14 protein-coding genes and 4 pseudogenes are annotated in these 19,222 nt (G+C 58.7%); 14 read left to right on the plus strand and 4 right to left on the minus strand.

Translation table 11 applies throughout. The features are described 5' to 3' along the window. Positions 1-11 precede the first annotated feature (11 nt). The 4 genes from GGD67_RS13780 (at position 12) to GGD67_RS13795 (ending at position 4,314) form a co-directional block, all read left to right on the plus strand. Positions 12-731 carry an amino acid ABC transporter permease gene (locus tag GGD67_RS13780; protein ID WP_179733463.1) on the plus strand — a complete coding sequence of 240 codons (720 nt, stop codon included), beginning with the start codon at positions 12-14 and terminating at the stop codon, positions 729-731. Next, a complete protein-coding gene (locus GGD67_RS13785) occupies positions 728-1,375 on the plus strand; it encodes an amino acid ABC transporter permease (protein ID WP_179733465.1) in 648 nt (215 codons plus the stop codon). Before GGD67_RS13780 ends, GGD67_RS13785 begins: the two co-directional genes overlap by 4 nt. Positions 1,376-1,475: 100 nt before the next feature. Then, positions 1,476-2,234: an amino acid ABC transporter ATP-binding protein gene (locus GGD67_RS13790; RefSeq protein ID WP_179733467.1), complete on the plus strand. Its 759-nt coding sequence runs from the start codon at positions 1,476-1,478 to the stop codon at positions 2,232-2,234. 391 nt (positions 2,235-2,625) lie between these two features. Further along, positions 2,626-4,314 (plus strand): MFS transporter, encoded by a 1,689-nt coding sequence (locus GGD67_RS13795; RefSeq protein ID WP_179733469.1) that lies wholly within the window; start codon positions 2,626-2,628, stop codon positions 4,312-4,314. Between the two features lie 37 nt (positions 4,315-4,351). Here the strand turns inward: GGD67_RS13795 and GGD67_RS13800 are convergent, their stop codons facing one another. Both GGD67_RS13800 and GGD67_RS40115 read right to left on the minus strand, forming a co-directional pair. Then, on the minus strand, positions 4,352-5,329 hold the full coding sequence (locus GGD67_RS13800) for a LysR family transcriptional regulator (RefSeq protein ID WP_179733471.1): 978 nt from the start codon (positions 5,327-5,329) through the stop codon (positions 4,352-4,354). Between the two features lie 485 nt (positions 5,330-5,814). After that, positions 5,815-6,828, minus strand: a pseudogene (locus tag GGD67_RS40115) (transposase); the annotation flags it as partial. Between the two features lie 423 nt (positions 6,829-7,251). On the opposite strand from GGD67_RS40115, the gene GGD67_RS13810 reads away from it, so the two are divergent. From GGD67_RS13810 to GGD67_RS13855, 10 genes and pseudogenes are all read left to right on the plus strand, one after another. Further along, entirely contained in the window at positions 7,252-8,841 is a 1,590-nt protein-coding gene (locus tag GGD67_RS13810) for a class I adenylate-forming enzyme family protein (protein WP_179733474.1), read from the plus strand. Next, positions 8,838-9,650, plus strand: coding sequence for an enoyl-CoA hydratase/isomerase family protein (locus GGD67_RS13815; protein WP_179733483.1), 813 nt, complete (start codon positions 8,838-8,840; stop codon positions 9,648-9,650). Before GGD67_RS13810 ends, GGD67_RS13815 begins: the two co-directional genes overlap by 4 nt. Positions 9,651-9,655: 5 nt before the next feature. After that, the gene (locus tag GGD67_RS13820; protein ID WP_179733485.1) at positions 9,656-11,077 is read left to right on the plus strand and encodes an MmgE/PrpD family protein; all 1,422 of its coding nucleotides are present in this window, start codon (positions 9,656-9,658) and stop codon (positions 11,075-11,077) included. Positions 11,078-11,238: 161 nt separating this feature from the next. After that, positions 11,239-11,775 carry a thiamine pyrophosphate-binding protein gene (locus tag GGD67_RS13825; protein ID WP_179733852.1) on the plus strand — a complete coding sequence of 179 codons (537 nt, stop codon included), beginning with the start codon at positions 11,239-11,241 and terminating at the stop codon, positions 11,773-11,775. A 10-nt stretch (positions 11,776-11,785) separates the two neighbouring features. Next, a pseudogene (locus GGD67_RS13830) lies at positions 11,786-12,366 on the plus strand (thiamine pyrophosphate-dependent enzyme). Positions 12,367-12,373: 7 nt separating this feature from the next. Then, positions 12,374-13,686, plus strand: a pseudogene (locus tag GGD67_RS13835) (aldehyde dehydrogenase); the annotation flags it as partial. Between the two features lie 47 nt (positions 13,687-13,733). Next, positions 13,734-13,868, plus strand: coding sequence for a DUF1330 domain-containing protein (locus GGD67_RS13840; RefSeq protein ID WP_179733486.1), 135 nt, complete (start codon positions 13,734-13,736; stop codon positions 13,866-13,868). 17 nt (positions 13,869-13,885) lie between these two features. Next, on the plus strand, positions 13,886-14,572 hold the full coding sequence (locus GGD67_RS13845) for an allophanate hydrolase subunit 1 (RefSeq protein WP_179733854.1): 687 nt from the start codon (positions 13,886-13,888) through the stop codon (positions 14,570-14,572). Between the two features lie 101 nt (positions 14,573-14,673). Then, positions 14,674-15,587 (plus strand): annotated as a pseudogene (locus GGD67_RS13850) (biotin-dependent carboxyltransferase family protein). A 650-nt stretch (positions 15,588-16,237) separates the two neighbouring features. Next, positions 16,238-16,927 carry a hypothetical protein gene (locus GGD67_RS13855; protein WP_179733488.1) on the plus strand — a complete coding sequence of 230 codons (690 nt, stop codon included), beginning with the start codon at positions 16,238-16,240 and terminating at the stop codon, positions 16,925-16,927. 202 nt (positions 16,928-17,129) lie between these two features. On the opposite strand, the gene GGD67_RS13860 is transcribed toward GGD67_RS13855, so the two are convergent. Next, on the minus strand, positions 17,130-17,282 hold the full coding sequence (locus tag GGD67_RS13860; protein ID WP_179733490.1) for a hypothetical protein: 153 nt from the start codon (positions 17,280-17,282) through the stop codon (positions 17,130-17,132). Positions 17,283-18,113: 831 nt separating this feature from the next. Continuing rightward, entirely contained in the window at positions 18,114-19,052 is a 939-nt protein-coding gene (locus tag GGD67_RS13865) for a DMT family transporter (protein ID WP_179733492.1), read from the minus strand. Positions 19,053-19,222 lie beyond the last annotated feature (170 nt).

The following is a 19,222-nucleotide window of genomic DNA, read 5'->3' on the forward strand; positions in this document are numbered from 1 at the left end:
GAGCGCCCGCAGTGAAGGCCGTTTTTGAGTATTGGCCTGTACTCGCGCAGGGCCTGTGGGTCACCGTATGGATATCGGTATGCATCATCCTCGGTGCCGCATTTGGTGCGCTCGCTCTCGGTGCGCTCAGGCTCTCGGAAGTGGCGGCGATACGAGTGGCTTCGATGCTCTTCATCGAATGCATTCGCGCTCCTTCTGCCTTAATTCTGCTGTTCTGGGTATTCTATGCGCTTCCGCTCCTGCCGGGGATGCCGCATTTGAGCCCACTGACAGCGGCGATCCTTGTGCTGGCGCTCGATGGAGCCGTGTATGGGGCTGAGATCGTTCGTTCTGGCATAGAGGCCGTGCATCGTGGGCAGACCGATGCGTGTCACGCGCTTGGGATGAGCAAACTGCAGGGTTTCAAGAAGGTTGTTCTGCCGCAGGCGCTCGCGCAAATCGTGCCCGCTTTCGGCAGTCTGGCGAGGAGCATGGTCAAATGGACCGCGATCGTGAGCTTCATCGGTGTCCAGGACGTACTCTATGTCGGCAACTACATTCGCGGGCAAACGTACGACACGGTCGCTGTTTATTGCTTGCTTGCATTCCTGTACTGGATTCTGACCCTGCTTTGTGGTGCGGCTTTTCATGCGCTTGAGCGGATCCTCCCGCTGAACCGCGCCTTGCGTGCTGCGCGCTTGCCTGTTCAGGTCACATCCGCGGCAAGTGGTGCGGTTGGAGCTGCTCGATGACGTGGGATTGGAGCTTCGTTCTGCAGATCCTGCCAGATCTCATGTTGGGTGTCTGGTACACCGTCCTGGTGACCCTTGCGGCTTCGGCGATTGCTCTAGTTGGAGGGTTGCTGCTTGCGATCTTGGAGAGTGTAAGTACCACGTTCGGCAGGGCCTTCGTTCGTTTCTGGCTCGAACTCTTCCGTGGTGTGCCAACATTGGTACTGTTGTATTTCGCCTTCTATGTGCTCCCGGAAGTGGGAATCACTCTTCCGGCAATACCGATTGGCATCGCCGTATTGGGGGTCGTCTACGCCGCGTACTGCTCGGAGGTTTACCGAGGCAGTCTCATCACGATCCCCTCTGAACTGCGCGACGCGTGTGTCGCGCTTAATCTGAGCTCATTTGTTACATGGCAGCGCGTGCTCGTCCCTCTGATGATCAAGCGGGCCATCCCTGCGTTGCTCAATTACGTACTCGGCATGTTCAGGGAAACAGCGGTGCTGTTTGCGATCGGAGTGCCAGTGCTCATGAGCCAGGCTAACGTGATCGGCCACGAACACTTCCGCTATCTTGAGCCCCTGACCTTAGCGGGATTCATCTATTTGGGCATGAACTTGCCGTTCCTCTATCTGGTTTCCAAATTCAAGGTCAAACATGCTTAGCACCGCAGAATTTGGCCGCGCAGGACCGTTTAGGTCCGGGGCGGCTGCAGAATCTAACGCGACAGAGGCGCATGGATGCGCTTCCAAATCGCAAAAAGCCATGTGGGCTATCGAATTCGAGAAAGTCTCGAAATCGTTCGGTACTCACCGCGTGCTGATCGATCTCGACCTGCAAGTGCGGCCCGGTGAAAAGGTCACACTGATCGGACCGAGCGGTTCAGGAAAGACGACCGTGCTGCGCCTTGCGATGACGCTTGAGAAGCCTACCGCTGGTGATATCCGAGTCTTCGGCGATAGCATCATCTTCGATGCGGCAGGCAAACCTCTCTCGAGCTCGCGGGAGGCGCGAATCCGTCGCCGATGCGGCATGGTTTTCCAGCAGTTCAATTTGTTTCCGCACCTAACGGTGCTCCAGAATTTGATCTTGGCGCCGACGACGGTGTTGGGCCAGTCCAGGGAGCAGGCGGAGAAGAGCGCTCTCGACTACCTTGGGATGGTAGGCCTGCAGGATAAGGTGTATGCGTACCCCGCGCAGCTTTCGGGAGGTCAGCAGCAACGCATCGCAATTGCGCGGGCGCTCATACTGAAACCCGAGATACTCTTGCTTGACGAAATCACCTCCGCATTGGATCCCGAACTCGCAGGAGAAGTTCTCGACGTGGTACGAGGTGTAGCTCACGAAACGAAGGTAACGCTGCTGATCGTCACGCATGAGATGCGTTTTGCCCGAGAAGTCTCCGATCGGATCGCCGTGTTCGACGCCGGCCGCATTATCGAGCAAGGCTCTCCCGATAAGATCTTCTCCAATCCCGAATCGGAGCGCACGCGAGCATTCCTCCACTCCGTCTCGAACCACTGAAAGGTAAGCACATAGGTGCAAAACTGCATTTGAACGCTTCCTGGACCGGTGTCCAACGCAGCGGCGTGCGTTTTGTATTCATTCCGACGAACAGGAGACCAGCTTCAAACAACTTCCGCCTGGTGCCCCTCAGCATTTAGCTTAAACCAGCGGGCTCGAGACGCAGCAAGCTCGTCTAGGCGGGTAGCCATTCTGCGCAGCTCAAAGAAAAAGAGCGATACCGTCTTCTGCATGGCGCAACAGTAAGGCCTGATATCAATGCTAACAACTATTGCAATCATTGCCGGCGGCAGAGTGGTCGACGCTTTCATCACCGGCTTCCTGGGGGACCTTGCCACCATTGTGGATCGCCCACCGAACTACTGATTGGAGCAGCAGGCGACTAGCCGCTATGACTGGTCCGCCGGAATCCGAGACATTCAGCGCGGACGGCATTACTGCACCTCTGCGCATTGAAGCCTTCCGGCGCGTCTGGCTCGCCAGCCTGCTCTCCAATCTTGGCATCCTGATCCAGGGCGTCGGCGCGGCATGGGCAATGACCCAGATGACATCGTCGGCGCATAAGGTTGCGCTGGTGCAGACCGCCTCGATGCTGCCAGTGATGCTGATCTCGATGCTAGCCGGAGCGATTGCCGACATGTATGACAGGCGCGTCGTGGCGCTGGTCGCGCTCTTGATTGCGCTCGCGGGCGCAACCGCGCTGACCACACTCGCCTGGCTCGACCTGATCACGCCAAATCTCTTACTGGTGCTTTGCTTTGTCGTCGGGAGCGGCATGGCCGTGATGGGGCCGGCTTGGCAGTCCTCTGTTAGCGAGCAGGTACCGTCGGAAACGCTGCCCGCGGCAGTCGCCCTGAACGGCATCAGCTACAATATCGCGCGCAGCGTCGGCCCTGCGATCGGCGGGGTCGTGGTAGGGAGCGTCGGCGCAGTGGCGGCATTCGCGCTAAACGCTGTGCTCTATCTGCCGCTGATGCTGGCGCTATTCCTGTGGAAACGCATAGCTGAACCCAGGCGCCTGCCGCCCGAAAAGCTCGGCCGCGCGACATTGTCCGGAGTGCGCTACATCACCAATTCGCCATCGATAAAGATCGTCTTGAGCCGTGTCGTGGTGACCAGCGTGGTCGGTGGCGCCATCATCGCGCTGATGCCGCTGGTCGCACGCGATCTCCTGCATGGCGGTGCCCAGACCTATGGCATCATGCTTGGCGCCTTTGGGCTGGGTGGAGTGATCGGCGCGCTCAATATCACGAAGATCCGGAAGAGGATGAGCGGAGAGGCCGCGATCCGCGCCTGCACCCTGTCGATGGGAGGTGCCGTTGCGGCAGTCGCGCTGGGCCACGAGCCAGCGCTGACTGCGGCCGCGCTCGTCCTAGCGGGCGCCATGTGGATGATGGCTGCGGCACTGTTCAATATCGGCGTGCAGCTATCGACACCCCGTTGGGTGGCTGGGCGCTCGCTTGCCGCCTATCAGGCTGCGGGATCAGGCGGGATTGCCATTGGCAGCTGGGGATGGGGCCATCTGACCGATGTCGCCGGGGTCCAAACGGCGCTACTGGTCTCGGCCGCCCTGATGCTGGCCTCACCTCTCATCGGTCTTTGGCTGCGTATGCCGGAAATCGGCGCGCGGGGCGAAGAGACCGTGGCGTTGGCCGATCCCGAGGTGCGGCTACCATTGACCGCTCGCAGCGGGCCACTAGTGATCGAAATCGAATACCGGGTTACACAGGGGAATGCGCGGGCCTTTCATAATCTAATGCAGGAGGTTCAGCTGTTCCGTAAGCGTAACGGCGCCTACGGCTGGTCGATTGCGCGCGACATTGCCGATCCGGAATTGTGGACAGAGCGGTATCATTGCCCCACTTGGCTCGATTACCTTCGCTACCGCAATCGCTCGACCCAGTCGGAGCACCTAATGGAACAGCAGGCGATCGCCTTCCACGTGGGCCCACATCCGGTGCGCGTCCGCCGCATGCTGGAACGGCCGTTCGGCTCGGTGCGGTGGAATGACGACACGCCCGACCGTGCGGCGGGCGAAGTACTGCCAGTGATCACAGGCGCGGCTGGTGGCAGTACGTAGTTCCTGTCTGCCACAAAGCTGTTCATCTTAGGCACGGTCAGTGCGCATTCACCGAATCTACCCGTTGTTCGATGGGCCTTATGTCTTCTGATTGCGCCCTCACTGAGCGAGGCATAGGAACCCAGCCTTCGTGTTGCTGCAAGGAAGCTAATATAACATCGACAGCCACACGCGTTAGTCCAACGCACTCATTTGCTCTGCAGATGACCGATGACCACCAATGGAGCGGCGAACCTTCCAAAGGCTTCCAGATAAATTCTTTTGATCCGGCTTCACCGCTCCGCTTAGCAAGCCGCTCTGCCACGATCGCCACGGCGGATTCTGTCCTGAGAAGCGCCTTAGTCATCCTCGTGGCGTGCAGAATACGATGGGGAACGTAACCTCCGGCTCGGCACAGGTCCAAGACCTCGTCGTAAAGGCCCGGCGCAAAGCGGCGCTGAAAGATCACGAGAGTGTAGGGATCTAGGTCGCAAAGACGCAATTTAGCAACCGTTGCAAGTGGATGCTCAGCAGCCATAACCACCCCCAACGGCTGGCCAAGGGATGCCGAGGCCCAAAGTCCCTGTTTCTCAACCGGAAGACGAATAACACCGATATCTATTTCTCCGGCTGTCAAGAGATCTTGTTGATCCGCGGTGCTTGCCTCGACAAGATGTACCTGCACGCGCTCCTGCTGAAGGCGGCTAACGATGTCCGACAATACGTTGCGCGAAGTTTCGGCAGGCAGCGCAATCCGAAGGCGTCGAGAGTGGCTGGGCGACAGTAACCGTGCCGTACGCAATGCAGCGTCAAATGCGCGCACAGCGTCGCGCGCTTTCGGAAGGAACGCCTCGCCAGCCGTGGTCAAATTGACCTTTTTGCTCGTACGATCGAACAGTCTTACGCCCAATTCGGTTTCCAAATCGGCAATGCGCTTTGAAAGGGGCGGCTGGCTCATGTTTAAGTTGCGAGCCGCCCTCGCGAAGCTGAGAGCTTCTGCAACCGCGACGAAATAACGGAAGTGCCTGAGATCCATCTACCAATTATAAAGCGAGCCAAGCCTGTCATCAAGCTTATGAGACATCAGATAAGATTACCGAACTGTACGTCAGGCCGAACGCATTAACCACATCGTGTCCTCCGCCCGAGCCCAGCGTCAGCGCAGATGGAAGTTCCGTTCCTTCTACGTCCAAGTTCGACGTAACGTGAGGGCTAGATCTTCAGGAGCAAGCAGATCTCCGAGGCGAAGTTTGCACTGCACACTAAGACACCCTAATCACATAACTTCTTACAGGCGCGATCCCAAAACCCGTGTCCGCCTCGTCGCTCCTTGGCGTCGCATCGTGCCTTCTGACAAGGGCGGAACCACAACTCGCGATCAGAGGAAAATCCAAAATTGCAAGCTTACCGGCCATTGAGCCTCAAAGCTTGCAATCTACCCGACCTGCCACCGAACTTGCATCCAGTACTTGTTCTCGGTTTTCTTGGAGCGAGACCGAACTTTGGACCAGACAGAACTAAATGTGCGCCCTTGATTACGTTGGCAGGCGGGTTGCGTCGGCGTTGTGCCGCAAAACGCCAAGTCTCTACTTTTCCCACGCGTCCGCAGAGCGCAGGAGCCTTGCGCGTTGAGACCTTCGGCCCGGAAGGGCGGCCATGGAATGCCTTGATGGACGCGTCGTCGGTCGGCTTGCCGGGCCTGGAGAACTCTGCGACGCCGCGCTGATAGGCCCACAGGTCGACATCGCGCGACACGACACGCTGCCTTGGTCGACCCTTCCTTACAGGCCCTATCAGGACCTCGAGGACGTCAGTGCCGCGGAACGTGAGCCGCGGCTGAGAAGCAGGAGAAGATGTCAACATCGTGAGCACCGGTGGTGCTTGTGACCGGTCGCCAGCTGATTGTGGACGAACGCCATCGCCCCGGTCTAGTTCTCTAGTTCGATGGCTTGGCCGGCCGGCAGTCATTGCACAACTTGGCCTTGACTTTGCGGTTGGGCGATTTGTTCCTAGCAGGCCCAACTCGCGATAGACGCGCCGTCTCTTGTTCTGGCCATGGCGCCAGCCTTCGCGGCGAAGCAGGACGTGAAGGCAGCGCTAGTCGAAGCGGACGGCATGACGGATCTCCTCGACCCTCTGTTCGAGGGCAGCCTGGCTCGCGCGACGAAACTTGTGGTAGTAAGTCGACCGATCGAACTCAAGGGCCTCGCAGGTCTTGCGGATCGAGACTGCCATTCGGCGCGGACTTCGTCGACTATCTTGCGCTTCCGGCCAGCTTTCGGCGACTCTCGTCCTGCAGCATTTCCTTTTCCAGCGACAGATCGGCGACCAGCTTCTTCAGCTTGGCGTTCTCCTTATCGAGCCGCTTCAGCCGGCGCATCTTGGTCGGCAGCAGACCATCATACGTCTTCTTCCAATTGAAGTAGGTCGCTGGCTGATCCCTGTCCTGCCGAAGATCTCCGCGACCGCAATCCCGTCGCTGCCCAGCTTCAGGATGACGCCTTTTGGAGTGTCCGAAAACTGCGAGCCCTTTATCGTCACGTCGCTCCTCCCAGCCGATGGGATTCGGCGACGAAAACTTTAGCCAAAAATGGCCCAGTGCCGGCCTCAGATCAAAGTCAAACCGACCCCCTCGATCGGAGAATCGACTCTCGCTCGGCTTGGGCGATTGCCGCCGATCATATCGACTCGGAATAGATGCTCATGAAATCAGTATTGGACGGTAGAGGTAGCGCCATCCACTATTTCTACCGACATCTAGATAAGTGGATTTTGCAATGCGCACAGCACTCCTGAAGTTTTCTCTCGACCGGGGGCCGCTACCTGTCGACGCACTCGCGTCTCCGACTGTAGCTGGTTCGCAACGCAGAGATCAGAGCGAGAAATGTTGTACCCATCCGGGGCAGACCTTAGGCTCTGTTCACCTAGCCCAAAGCATTGATTGATCTAGGCAGTTCCATGCAAGTTTCTGCTCCTTTGCAAACTCTTTCCGAGCTCATTCAGTCCCGAGCGACAGATAGTGCTGACCGTGTCTTCTGTTCTTTCAAGGGCAAAAACACGACCTTTGCCCAATTCGAAGGCCGCGTGAAAGAGTTTGCCGGGGCGCTGATTGAAGCCGGTCTGAACCCAGGGGACCGGGTCGGGCTAATGATCGGGCAATCCATCGACCACGTTGAGATGTTTTGTGCAGTCGTGTGGGTCGGCGCAATTCCCGTGCCCTTCAGTGTGCATTTGAAATCTGCAGGACTGGAGCTCCAGCTGAACAGTGCGCGTCCCAAGCTGTTCATCGCGGATCGCGTCTATGCGAATATTGTTCGCCAAGCCGTTCTGATTAGTCGCGAGCCGCCGAAGATCGTCTGGCTGGAGGACGGGATCGTACTCGCCGGTGAGGCTCAGCTAAACTGGTTGCTTCGTTCGAGTCGCTCACTGCATAAGGCGTGCCCACGTTCCCTCGATGACCCGCACGTAATCATGTACACTTCCGGTACCACCGGCGCGCCGAAGGGTGCCGTGCAGTCCGAGCGTTGTTTCGCGGTGGGTGCGAAGAATGCTGGTATACTCAACGATGCTCAGCGCGATGATGTTTTTCACTCTTGGGAGCCTTTTTACAACGGTTCCGCTTGGATCGTGGTGACGTTGGCCTTGCAGAAGGGGCTCAAGTTGCACATGGTCGAGCGTTTTAGCGCCTCGCGTCTTTGGGATGAAATCCAGCAGGCGGGTGCCACAAAGCTTCACTACCTCGGCGGTCTCATAAACATCATTCTGGCGCAGCCTGTTGTCGAGAGCGAACATAATAACTCGGTGCGTATCGCGTGGGGTGCGGCTTGCCCCGTAGACAGTTGGCGTAAGTTTGAGAAGCGGTTTCAACTGAAGGTACGCGAGGGATACGGTTCAACTGAGGGGCAGATGTTCACCCACCTCAACCTTGAAGGCGTGGTCGGCTCCGTCGGTAAGCCTATCGAGGAAATGGAGAGCTGGATTGTCGATGAGTGCGGCGGTCGTGTGGGTCCAGGTGTCACTGGCGAACTTGTGCTGAAACCCCGACCTCGAGCCGTGTCAATGCTGGAATATTGGGGCGAGCCCGAAAAAACCGCCGAAGTCGTGCGCGATGGCTGTATCTTTTCTGGCGATTACGCAATGGTAGACGAGAGCGGCAATTACTTCTTCAAGGGTCGAAAGAAGGATTCGTTGCGCCGTCGAGGACAAAACGTTTCAGCTTGGGAAGTTGAGCGAATTATTAATGCGGCACCAGGCGTGGAGGAATCCGCTGTGGTGGGCGTAGATTCCGAGCTTGGCGATCAGGAAATTGTTGCCGTCGTTAAGATGCGCGATGGCGCGCCGCGAGATTCCTTGACCCTCCTGAAGTGCTGCGCAGATCAACTCGCCTACTATCAAGTTCCTCGCTACTATCAATTTGTCGAAGATTTTCCTCGCGGCCCGAGTCAGCGGATCTTGAAGCGGGACATACAGGTTGACCTGGCCAACGCGTGGGACGCCGAAAAGGCTGGCGTAAAACCGACTCGCGCGAATCAAGGAAGGCAGAAATGACGCAAGCTTCAAATATTCCGCTTTTGCCCACCGATCTTGTTTCGGAGATGCACGGTCGCGTGCTCGTGCTTACTATCAATAGGCCGCGCACCTATAACGCTTGGACGGAGGCTCTACGCGCGGAATTCACACGCAGGATGCATCTTGCTGACAAGGACGAGAACGTCGATGCAGTCGTGATCACAGGTTCAGGCGACAAGGCGTTTTGCGCCGGTCAAGATCTGAACGAGACCGAACAGAAGCCTGGTGACGGGCACGTGGAGGCAGTTCTTCAAAGATTCGTTGCTTGCTATGACTCGCTCCGATGGTTCGGTAAGCCGGTCGTGGCCGCAGTCAACGGCGTAGCTGCCGGGTCCGGATTCCAGCTCATGCAATTCTGTGACTACGCAGTAGGGCATCCCGGCGTTCGGCTCGGACAAACGGAGGTAAATTCGGGCATGCCTAGCGTGCTCGGCACTTGGCTAATGTGGGAGCGCATCGGTAATCGCGCGTACGAGCTTGTTCTACAAGGTCGCCTCATGGGCGGGGAGGAAGCTAAGCAGCTCGGATTTATCAACGAGATCGTCGAGCCCGCAAAGGTGCTCGAAGTCGCACTCGAAGCTGCGCGCCGCCTAGCCGCCCAGCCTCAGCTGGCTTTTAGAATCACGAAGGCGGCTAATCGCCAGTTCGAACAAGAGCGTTACGCAGCTGCGCTCAAACTCTCGGTGGAAGCGAATCGCCAAGCATTCCAGTCCGGCGCGGCGCAGAAACAGATTCGAGAATTCCTTGAAAGTCGCCGTGCTCGCAAGGCCAGCACCCAACCAAGATGACAAAGATGAATCACGTAGCAACAGGCGAAACCCTCACGTTGGCGAGCCACTTCGCTGGTTTGGAGTGGGAAGCGATTCCGGTTGACGTGCGTCAGGAGGCGAAGCATCTGCTGCTGGATACAATGGGTTGCGCGATCTCTGCGACGGACACCGAATCCGGCCCCTTGGTGCGCCAGCTCGCTGTTGATATGGGAGCGCGATCCCTCCCGGATGGTTCGGATTTTCTCGGCCGCGCCTATGAAATTGGCCGTTTGGCTAATGTGATGGATCTCGACGAATATTACGCATATTGCCACTTTGGAGCGGCAACGGTCGCCAGCGCACTGGCCATGGCGCGCTGGCGACGCGTATCGGGTAAAGAGCTCCTGACGGCCATCGTCGCCGGCTTTGAATTTGGTGGTCAAATCGCACTTGGCATCGGTCCCGAGTTCAAGGTGAAAGACGGTAAGGCGAGCGGACGGCTGGACGTTTGGGGCGTTGTGGCACAACCCGTGCTAGCTGGGGCAGCCGCTGCCGCGCGCCTTCTGCGACTTACTCCGCAGCAAACGAGCCAGGCCTATGGCCTCGCGGCATCAAACATGCCCATTCCGATCGGTGGGAAATGGAGCAGCGAGCTAGACCTGCCGAACACCAAGTATGGCGATATGGGCTGGTGTGCAATGTCAGGAGTGTTCGGTGCCGTATCAGCAATGCGCGGATCGACGGCAGTTCCCACAATCCTGGATGGTGAGAAAGGTTTGATCCGGATCGTGCAAGGTGGTGACAACAATAGCCGCCGCTTTTTGGCCCATCTTGGCAATCGGTGGCACCTACGTGGCATTTGTTACAAGCGCTGGCCAGTATGCGGCTGGATCCAGTATCCTCTCGCGGCGCTGGATGCACTCGTGGCCAAGCACGGGATCACCGTGGACGAGGTTTCGGACGTCGTCGTCGAAGTCGTAGAAGGCGCGGCTATCCCACGTTTCACAAACCCACAGCCGCAAGGCTTCGTCAGTCTTCAATTTAGCATCCCTCATGCAGTAGCGATGCGCCTCATGCAGGTTCGCTCGGGGCCGAAATGGCTATCAGTGGAACTCGCCGAGAGCGCCTCGGTTAAGGCATTGCGCGATCGGGTGCGCGTGGAAGCGCACACTGTTCCTCAGTCCTATACCTATGCGGACCCATTTGCCGTGCCCGATGAGCCGCAGGGCATCTATTCGGCGGTCCGTGTTACAACGAACAAAGGGACTTTCCGGGAGGAGAGCAGCCACATATGGGGCCACAACTACCATCCCCAAGTTCGAATGGACTACGCTCACATGGAGGAGAAATTCCGTAGTTTGGTCGCTCCCGACGCCGCAAATCGCATCATGTCGCTATTGGGACAGATTGAGCAGCTTGATGACACGAGTGGTCTCGTGGATGCCTTCTATGCTGCTTTGGCCTGAGTGATCAACACGGCCACTTAAGCACGCTAGGAAACCTGAGACGGTCTGTAGAACACACGGGAATATCTGCCGTGCGGTTTCCAATCCGGCAAGACTATGACGGCACGGAAAATAACCACCGCGGACGGAGATAGGCCTTGGTTGCTGCTGAACTCACCCCTTTGCCAACGCTCTCGAAGGCGCGAGACTTATCCGTTGATTGGCCAGCTGAGCTCTACGACACGCTGAAAGCGGCTAGCGTTGGTGTGATGTCCTACGTGCCCGATGCCGGGCACTCGACATTGATCAAGTTGTTCGGTGCCGATCGGGATGTGGTCACAAACGTGCTGACAACGGAGGAAGAGGGTATTGCCATTGCCGCAGGCTCTTGGCTTGGTGGCAAACGCAGCGTCTTGTTGATGCAATCTTCGGGCGTGGGAAATTGTATCAATATGCTCTCGCTTCCGGTCCAGGCACGATTTCCGTTGATGATGCTGGTGACAATGCGCGGCGAATGGGCCGAGTTCAATCCCTGGCAGATTCCAATGGGGCAGGCAACGCAAGCTGCGCTCGTTGCGATTGGCGTTACGGTTTTTCGCGCCGAAACCAGTTCCGATCTGATCGAAACTGTGGCCCAGGCCGCCACGATGGCCTTCGAGGCTGACCAACAGATCGCCGTCTTGATCGGACAACGCCTCCTCGGCAAAAAGAAGTGGTAAGTCCGATGACATTCGGGGCATAGATCGCCGCATTGCGGTGAAGAAGCTGCTCGATGCCCGTGACGGTGCATTGGTGGTCGCTGGCCTCGGCTCGCCAAGCTATGACGTTCATGCCTAGCAGATCGAGAGGACAATTATTACCTTTGGGGTGCGATGGGTGGTGCCGCGCTCGTCGGTCTTGGTCTCGCCCAGGCTCAGCCAAACAAGCGGGTGATGGTCATTACCGGTGACGGTGAGCAGCTCATGGCCTTCGGTGCGCTGGCGACAGTCGCCGTGGCCCGTCCAAAGAACCTCGATGTCATTGTGCTCGACAATCAGCATTTCGGCGAGACGGGCATGCAATCAAGTCACACGGGCCGCGGCATTGCGTTTGACAAGGTGGCGAGAGCCTGCGGCTTTTCAGAAGTGGGAGAATTGCGCAGGCTGGAGGAGGTCGATGACCTCTGCCAACGCCTGCGGGAACCCGCCAAAGGGCCGCGGCTCTTCGTGCTTAAAATCGCTGCGGAGAACTTACCCAGATCGCTGCCCCCGCGCGACGCGACGTATGTGAAGAATCGTTTCCGCCGGCATCTCGGGCTGGCTAATTGCTAAGGCTCGGATGAGCGTACTGATCGGCTTCGAGAACACCGTCGCAGGGCGCTTGCAACCCGTATCCGCGACCCTGGAATCCTACGATCCATTTACTGGAAAGCCATGGGCGCTGATCCCGGTGACGGAATAGCGGAAGTCGATGCGGCTGTTTCCGCTGCGAAGGCGGCGTTTCGGTCAAGGGATTGGGCGGGTCTGACGCCATCGGCCCGAGGCAAACTGCTCGTGCGCCTCGCCGATCTCATCGCCGAAAACGCCGAGAGCTTGGCTGCGATCGAAACGCAAGACAACGGCAAGCTGATCTCTGAGATGGCTGCGCAACTGCGCTATATCCCCGAATGGTATCGCTATTTTGGCGGATTGGCCGACAAGATTGAAGGCGCCGTCTTGTCAATCGACAAGCCGGGCATGTTCGCCTTCACCCGGCGCGAATCCATCGGTGTGATCGCTGCGATCGTGCCGTGGAACTCCCCGCTGATGCTCCTGACGTGGAAGCTCGCGCCATTGCTGGCCGCTGGCAATACGGTGGTGATCAAACCATCTGAGCACACCTCCGCCTCGACGCTGGAATTCATGAAACTGTTTGCCCGCGCTGGGTTCCCGGCGGGCGTCGTCAATACCGTGACCGGCCTGCCGATAGAGGTCGGCGTACCGCTTGTGTCCCACCCGGATGTCGCAAAGATCGCATTCACAGGCGGCGAACCTGGTGGCTTGGCCGTCTATCGCGCGGCGGCCGAAAGACTTAAGACCGTCACACTGGAACTGGGCGGCAAATCGGCCAACATCGTTTTTGACGATGCCAACATAGAGAGTGCCGTGAACGGTGCGATCTCGGGCATCTTCGCAGCGAGTGGGCAGACCTGCATTGCCGGTTCGCGGCTGCTGGTCCAACGTAGTATTCATGATCGCGTCGTTGAAGGAGTGGTCAAGCTTGCCAAAACCGCACGCATGGGAGATCCGGCGCTACCCGAGACGCAGGTGGGGCCGATCACGACTCAGGCGCAGCGCGAGAAGGTGCTGGGCTATCTTGAGGTAGCGCGTAGCGAGGGGGCTCAATGCGTACTGGGCGGCGGCAAGCCAGAACGTGCCGACCTCGAGAATGGTTGGTTCGTGGAGCCCAGCATCTTCACGGGCGTGAGCAATCGGATGCGCATCGCACGTGAGGAGGTGTTCGGTCCCATATTGTCGGTCATTCCCTTCGAGAACGAGGAGGAGGCCTTCGCCATTGCTAATGACAGTCCCTACGGTTTAGCAGCGGGAATCTGGACCACGGATGTGGGGCGGGCCTTGGCGGCCGACGACTTGCTCAACGCTAGGCTGGTCGTCAAGCCAGACATCGCTCTCGTGAAGTCTAGCCGAAGGCGAGCACCATGCTCTTCGAGTTCGATAGCTCCAATAGGCCGAAGGCGTTCCGGGACAGTCCAGACTATTCGCAGACGAAAACGCAGCGTCTCGGTGCGGTCGAGGGCGACTTCATCTTCATCGAAGGCACGGTCCAGCTTTGAAGCCAACCCGACCAATTCTGACCGACGCATTTCCGCGTTATCGGCCGGTTGCCGAGCGCGCTGTTCTCGTCGAGTTCGGCGAAGCGATCGACAAAGCGATCCACGACAGGGTTTTGCTGTTAGATGCGGCTTTGGCCAGCGCTCCCTTCGAGGGCTTCGTCGAGGCGGTCCCAGCTTATGCGAGCCTGCTCGTTTGTTTCAATCCGATAGCAACCGATCATCGTACCGTGAGGGAGGAGGTTGCCGCGCTGCTAGCACGCGCCCCAGCGCGCTGCCAGCCGGGTGTCCTGCGCGAAGTGGACGTTTGCTACGATGCCGACCTCGCCCCCGATCTAGAGCGCGTCGCCGAGGCGAGCGGCCTGACGCCGGAGCAGGTCGTCGAAGCCCATTTGTCGGGCGAGTACAGGGTCTTCATGTATGGCTTCGCGCCTGGTTACGCCTATCTCGCTGGCGTTCCAGAGGTTATCCAGGTCCCACGCAAGCAGGCCGCGGTCCGCGACATTCCCGCGGGCAGCGTGTTGATCGCCGGGCCGCAATGCCTGGTCACGACGCTGAAGATGCCAACGGGGTGGTGGATGATCGGACGTTCTCCAACTCGAATCCTAGACGTCGAGGCGCGCGATCGGCCATTCCTTTTTGACGTCGGCGACAGGGTGCAGTTTCGGCGCATTTCGCGTGCCGCGTTAGAAGGGGCGCCACTATGAGCGAGGCGGTGCTTTCCGTGGTATCTGTCGGTCCCCATGTCTCGATCCAGGATACGGGGCGGCGCCGCTTCATGCGCTTCGGCGTGCCGATGTCAGGACCGATGGATCGCTCCTCCTTTGCCGCCGCCCACATAGCGCTTGGAAACGAGGTCGATACGCCAGCCATCGAGGTTTCGATGGGAGGGCTCGTACTGGAATGTCTATCTGGGATCGTTACATTCGCGATCGCGGGCGGCGGCTTCATCGTTGAGCATGGTTCGGCGAAGACCAGCTCCTGGACAATTGCGACCATCCGCGCTGGTGAGCGGCTCTCGGTCCGCCCGGGCCCAGGGGGAAGCTGGAGTTATTTGACGTTCGCCGGGCGGCTCGAGGTGCCAGAGTGGCTAGGCAGCGTGTCGACGCATGCGCTGTCAGGCTTCGGAGGAGGACGCCTGAAATCGGGTCAGCGTCTTACTATAACAGGGGCGGTTCGACTAGAAGATCGCGAGGGCGAGATCCCTTGTCCGGTGACAACGCGGCCGAAAGCCGAGCTCCATGTTGTTCTCGGGCCCAGGACCGCTTTTTTCCGGTCGAAAGCATCGAGGCCCTTCTCTCCGAGTCCTATGCGCTAAGCGACGCTTACGATCGCATGGGCGTACGACTCAGTGGGAAGCCGAGCGCGCCGATCGGGCGACTCGATATGCCATCCGCAGCCATTTTGCGCGGGGCTGTGCAGGTGTCGGGCGACGGCGTTCCCACAATTCTGTTGGCCGACCATCAGACGACTGGCGGCTATCCCAAAATCGCAACGGTCCTCGATGTCGATCTGGACGGTTTCGCGCAGCTTCGCGCTCGGGACAAGGTTGCCTTCGTGTCGCTTTCGCCGGAACAAGCGATCGAACGGACCAAAACCAAGGCTGTCGCTGCCGCCCGCTATTATTCAGCGATTTCGAAGCGACGCGGGAGCTTGGCTCAGCGCCTGATGGGAGAGAACCTTATCAGCGGGGTCGTGGACGCGGCACAACCGTCCGATTGAAGAGCGAGAACCCGCGCTCGATGCCCGATCAATATCGTGAAGAAAACCCCAACGGCGATATCGGGGCGTGTCAGCGGCACGGCAACGCTTAAACTTGCTTGTTCCGCCCTTTGTGCTGGGAAGTCGGTCGGAGCATTCGAGAAGGCGGTCGGCAGCTGTCCTATCGACCCTGAGGAGACTGTCTTGACCAAAGCGCCCGGCCTGCACCGCGTTGCGCAGCCACTTCAACGCGCTACCGATCCTGGTTCAGATCAACGGCATTGGCACACCTTGGCGAGGCCCAGGCGTCTTCGTAGAGCAAGAACCTTTATGCCAATTCCGCCATTCAGAACGCTTCAGCAATTCCGATCCGGTCTTGACGTCTCCGAAATTGGTATTGGCGCCCCGGCTGGGTTCGCCGCAAGAATTCTGCTTGAGTGGGAGATCACCCCCTAGCCGTCGCCGAAACCGCGATGATGAGTATACCAATGGCTTGCGCACGCAGCGCTTTTGTCACACTACCAATCGCATGAGTTTCGGACTTTGGTTCACATGAGGAAGCTTGCTGGGATCTTGGGCCCCGTCAACGCAGTACACAGAGCGCGAAATCGAGCATGTCATCGAGTTTAGCATGGGGTTGAAACTTGTCTGAAATAGCGAAGAGTAACTCTATGACCACGATCGGCGTCATTTTACTGTCTGAGGCGTCTTTTCACCGCCCCGCGGGCGATATTGGCAGCGCAGCCTCCTATCCTTGCCGGATCATTCTACACGTTGCGCGCGGTTTAGCTGCTGGCGACGTGGTTCGTTCCGTACCGAATTCCGCTCTGCTAGGCCCATATTTGGAGGGCGCCTTGAGACTGCAAGAGCAGGGTGCCAATATTGTCACGACTACTTGCGGATTTCTTATCCCGCTGCAAAATGCAATAGCGGCGCAACTGCGGGTTCCGTTTGTCGCCTCCTCACTGCTGCAGATTCCACTCGTTCACCGTCTGGTGAAGGGCCGCGTAGGCATAATTACCGCAAATGATGAAGCGCTCACAAAGACTTATTTGGAGTTGGCAGGTGTTTCCGACGATGTACCCACAGCAATACTTGGACTGCAACGCGACGGGGCGTTCGCTGATTATTACTTGAATGGAAGAGGTGAACTAAACCTGGAAAGGGTGGAGGACTGTGTCGCGCATGCCGCGCAACGCCTGCTGGAGCACTTCCCGGACATCAAGGCGTTTGTCTTCGAGTGCCACAATTTGCCGCCATTTGCCGCGGCAGTTCAGCGAAAAACGGGTAAACCAGTGTTTGACGTGCTAAGCCTCGTGAACTTCGCCTTGCACGGCGTCAATAAGCCGATTTACGCGTAATGGTGCAGACAATCCGACCGGAGTTTCCCGAAGTTGGACTCTCTGCAAGCCCTAGGCCAGAGCGACGAAGCTTTCACCACCAAGCAGGTATGCGCATGCTCGAAGCCGGAGAACGCCAGCCCGAAGTGATAGAGCCGGTGATCGAGTGTTTCACCCGCGATGGTAATCCTGAGCGCGCTTGCGTCGCTGAAGTCGGATAGACTCACACAGCGGGCTCGTGCTCCTGGCTGAAGATCACGTCCTGTTCGGGGCCGTTGAGAGGCCGTGAGGCGTTGATGCGCCGCTCCAATGTGCGTCGGATGTTCGCCTTGAGATCGGAATGCCGTCGGCGCAGCTCGTCCAGCACGCCGATCACGAGGATGCCGGGTGCAGCCCTTCAGGACCGGATGATCTCGGCACCCAATAAGGCGCGAGCGGATCAGACCGTCGCCGGCGCCTCGGTGCCTTCTGCGATGGCAGGTGCGAACGGCCCTCGATCCGATAGGCACTTGCTTTTGAGAACCCGCCTTGGCCGCCGCGGTCTCGGGGACAGCGTCAGTCGGTAAGTCATGTATCGCCGACTTTGGCGATCGCGATGCGTATAGCGGCCGAGGTAGCAGCCCCTTCGCGCCTGCCAAACGGCGGTTCGGCTCGACCCGGTCAGCCGAAGCTGGTCGAGCCGCCGGGTCATCGCGGACGAGAGAGCGTTCACCAAAAAGCGGCTACCTAGGTTGCAGCTCTCGGAGAGAAAGACGGCGGAGGCTGCTGGCTTGACAGACTCCTGGCGGGCGCTAACGCCGCTGTCATAGGCACCTCGGATAGTCCTCATAGCTAGCACCTGACAAGAATTTCTAAAGTCCCGCCTCGTAGGCGTGCTGCGCGACGATCAGCTCCTTCCAGTGATCCGACCGGGACCGCGTCGGCATGGCCTCCTTCCCGTAGGCGCTGCAGGTCTAAATACCACGAGACCATGCGTAGCCGAGTACTTGGCCATGTTGTGGGCCGCCTGCCGCCCGCGAGGCCCTCATGGTCGACGTCCCGCGGTGCATCAGTGTGATCAGTGCGCATAGTTGATTATCAGCCTGTGTCGGTGGTCGCGCGTTCAACTCAACTCGCTCCAATCAATACAAGCTGTGCGTGCATAGACCGCTTTTTGGGTATTGATAGTTCTGGCGCAAGCCGTCGGTTGTCGGTGCAAGTTAGCGGTTCACACGTTCGATGGCGGCTGGGCCGCTGTCGCCAGCACCTGCGAGCGACGGACACGCTCGCGACGCGCCGTATAAAGCCCGCTTCCGACGATGCAGGCGGCGCCGGTGATGGTCCAAATATCGGGTACTTCGCCGAAAACGAGAAAGCCGAGAAAACTGACCCACGCCAGCTGCGTATAAGAGAACTGTGCTAGGACGGACGCCTCGGCGTACAGGCAGGCGAGAACGAGGATACATTGGCCCGCGGTCCAGGTGACTCCGGCAAGGACTCCGAGCAAAATATCGCTGCAGCTGGGTGTTACCCAGACTATGGGAACGAGTGCAGTCGTAATAGAGACGCCCGCCAGCGACGAATAGGCCATGGTAGTTAGCAGGTGCTCGCGCCCGCTCATCAGCCGTGTGGTGATCAGCGTGAACGCCAAACACAGGGCAGAACCGATCGGAAAGAGCGCCGCCGCGCCAAAAGCGCTGGTGCCTGGCCGCAGAATGATCAGCACGCCGACCAGACCGAACGCGGTTGCTAGCCAACGGCTCACGCCGACTGCTTCAGACAAAAAGATGATCGAGAGTGCGGTGACGAGCAGCGGCGAGACGAAGCTGGCAGCGGAAGCGACGGCCACCGGAAGGTAACCGAGACCCGAAATGAATAACAGCGCGGAGCTGAGCAGCGCGGAACCACGAAGCAATTGCATCGTCAGCCGTTCGGTCTTCAGCGCAAAGAGCGGCGTGCCCGGCAGCATGGCCGGCAGCATCATTAACGCAAACACCACGAAGCGCATCCAAGTGATCTCGATTGAGGGTAGCGTCGCCGAGAGATATTTCGCGGTGACTTCGGAAGTGCCCAGAAAAATCGTCGACAGCAGGATCAGCGCGATGCCTTTGAAGGGATGATCGGCGCGCGTCGGCGAGCGCCAATCTGCGCGTTTTGGGAAAAACATACTATCCAGCCCTGCTTTATTACGAAAACGCGAATCTCCGGTGGTGCGCAAGGACGGCGTTTGATGCGTTCGCCGAGCGCCCCTTAAGAGTTGCGGTCTATGCGTTGATCGGCCTGACGTGGAGATGACGGGCTCGACAGACGCACGACGCTTCATCTCGCGATGGATGC

This window comes from Bradyrhizobium sp. IAR9, assembly GCF_013408065.1.
GTDB lineage: Bacteria > Pseudomonadota > Alphaproteobacteria > Rhizobiales > Xanthobacteraceae > Bradyrhizobium.

Bases quoted from the DNA above. Each gene is read 5' to 3' on its own strand.
- GGD67_RS13790 (WP_179733467.1), top strand. From the start codon at position 1,476: ATGTGGGCTATCGAATTCGAGAAAGTCTCGAAATCGTTCGGTACTCAC.
- GGD67_RS13800 (WP_179733471.1), bottom strand. From the start codon at position 5,329: ATGGATCTCAGGCACTTCCGTTATTTCGTCGCGGTTGCAGAAGCTCTC.
- GGD67_RS13815 (WP_179733483.1), top strand. From the start codon at position 8,838: ATGACGCAAGCTTCAAATATTCCGCTTTTGCCCACCGATCTTGTTTCG.
- GGD67_RS13820 (WP_179733485.1), top strand. From the start codon at position 9,656: ATGAATCACGTAGCAACAGGCGAAACCCTCACGTTGGCGAGCCACTTC.
- GGD67_RS13795 (WP_179733469.1), top strand. From the start codon at position 2,626: ATGACTGGTCCGCCGGAATCCGAGACATTCAGCGCGGACGGCATTACT.
- GGD67_RS13865 (WP_179733492.1), bottom strand. From the start codon at position 19,052: ATGTTTTTCCCAAAACGCGCAGATTGGCGCTCGCCGACGCGCGCCGAT.
- GGD67_RS13785 (WP_179733465.1), top strand. From the start codon at position 728: ATGACGTGGGATTGGAGCTTCGTTCTGCAGATCCTGCCAGATCTCATG.
- GGD67_RS13855 (WP_179733488.1), top strand. From the start codon at position 16,238: ATGACCACGATCGGCGTCATTTTACTGTCTGAGGCGTCTTTTCACCGC.
- GGD67_RS13840 (WP_179733486.1), top strand. From the start codon at position 13,734: ATGCTCTTCGAGTTCGATAGCTCCAATAGGCCGAAGGCGTTCCGGGAC.
- GGD67_RS13810 (WP_179733474.1), top strand. From the start codon at position 7,252: ATGCAAGTTTCTGCTCCTTTGCAAACTCTTTCCGAGCTCATTCAGTCC.